1 protein-coding gene is annotated in these 1896 nt (G+C 69.3%); it reads right to left on the reverse strand.

The genetic code is table 11. From position 1 onward, the window contains the following. On the reverse strand, positions 1-1896 hold a 1896-nt coding region (gene acs / locus E1202_RS31055; RefSeq protein ID WP_132686870.1), incomplete at both ends, for an acetate--CoA ligase.

Consider the following 1896-nt stretch of genomic DNA (forward strand, 5'->3'; position numbering starts at 1 on the left):
GAGGCCCTGGGAGATGAGGTCCATGACGGAGGAGTCGGCGAGCGTGGAGACGTCGCCGACTTCGCGGTTCTCGGCGACGTCGCGCAGCAGGCGGCGCATGATCTTGCCGGAGCGGGTCTTGGGCAGTTCGGGCACGACCATGATCTGCCGGGGTTTGGCGATGGGGCCGATTTCCTTGGACACGTGGTCGCGGAGTTCGGCGAGTGCGGCGTCGCCGCCGGCTTCGTCGGCGACGCCGCCGCGCAGGATGACGAAGGCGACGATGCCTTGTCCGGTGGTGGGGTCGCTGGCGCCGACGACGGCGGCTTCGGCGACGTTGGGGTGCGAGACCAGGGCGGATTCGACTTCGGTGGTGGAGATGCGGTGGCCGGAGACGTTCATGACGTCGTCGACGCGGCCGAGCAGCCAGATGTCGCCGTCGGTGTCGTACTTGGCGCCGTCACCGGCGAAGTAGAAGCCCAGGTCGGCGAACTTGGACCAGTAGGTGTCCTTGTAGCGTTCGTCGTCGCCCCAGATGCCGCGCAGCATCGCCGGCCAGGGCTTGTCGAGCACGAGCAGGCCGCCGCCACCGGGGCCGACGTCGGTGCCGGTCTCGTCGACGACCTTGGCCGAGATGCCGGGCAGCGGGGTTTGCGCCGAGCCGGGTTTGGCGGCGGTGACGCCGGGCAGCGGCGAGATCATGATCGCGCCGGTTTCGGTTTGCCACCAGGTGTCGACGATGGGGGTGCGGTCGGAGCCGATGTGGGTGCGGTACCAGATCCAGGCTTCGGGGTTGATGGGTTCACCGACCGAGCCCAGCACCCGCAGCGAGGACAGGTCGTAGCGGGCGGGGATGTCGGCGCCCCACTTCATGAAGGTGCGGATGGTGGTCGGCGCGGTGTAGTAGATCGTGACGCCGTACTTCTGCACGATCTCCCAGTGGCGGCCTTCGTGGGGGGTGTTGGGGGTGCCTTCGTAGATGACCTGGGTGGCGCCGTTGGCCAGGGGCCCGTAGACGATGTAGGTGTGGCCGGTGACCCAGCCGATGTCGGCGGTGCACCAGTACACGTCGGTCTCGGGTTTGAGGTCGAAGACGTGGTGGTGGGTGTAGGCGGCTTGGGTGAGGTAGCCGCCGGAGGTGTGCAGGATGCCCTTGGGGCGTCCGGTGGTGCCGGAGGTGTAGAGGATGAACAGCGGGTGTTCGCTGTCGAAGGCCTGCGGGGTGTGGGTGTCGGCCTGGGGGTCGACGACCTCGTGCCACCACTTGTCGTGGGCGTCGTTCCACTGCACGTCGATGCCGGTGCGCTGCACGACCAGGACGTGCTCGACGCTGGGGGCCTCGGTGATGGCCTCGTCGACGCCGGCCTTCAGCGGCAGGGCCTTGCCGCGGCGGTACTGGCCGTCGGCGGTGATGACGACCTTGGCTTGGGCGTCGTTGATGCGTGAGCGCAGCGCTTCGGAGGAGAAGCCGCCGAACACGACGCTGTGCAGGGCGCCGAGGCGGGCGCAGGCCAGCATGGAGAACACGGCCTCGGGCAGCATCGGCAGGTAGATCGCGACCCGGTCGCCGGCGCCGACGCCGAGTTCGGCCAGCGCGTTGGCGGTGCGGGAGACCTCGCGCTGCAGTTCGGCGTAGGTGATGGCGCGGGTGTCGCCGGGTTCGCCTTCCCAGTGGATCGCGACGCGGTCGCCGTGGCCGGCTTCGACGTGCCGGTCGGCGCAGTTGTAGGCCACGTTGAGCGTGCCGCCGACGAACCACTTCGCGAACGGCGCGTCGGACCAGTCCAGGACCTGGTCCCACTCGGTGTCCCACTGCAACCGCGATGCCTGCTCGGCCCAGAACGCCTCGCGGTCCGCATCGGCCTGGCCGTAGAGCGCCGACGTGGCGTTGGCCTGCGCCGCGAAATCCTCGGACGG

The sequence above is a fragment of the Saccharopolyspora karakumensis genome (assembly GCF_004349225.1).
Classification (GTDB): Bacteria; Actinomycetota; Actinomycetes; order Mycobacteriales; family Pseudonocardiaceae; genus Saccharopolyspora; species Saccharopolyspora endophytica.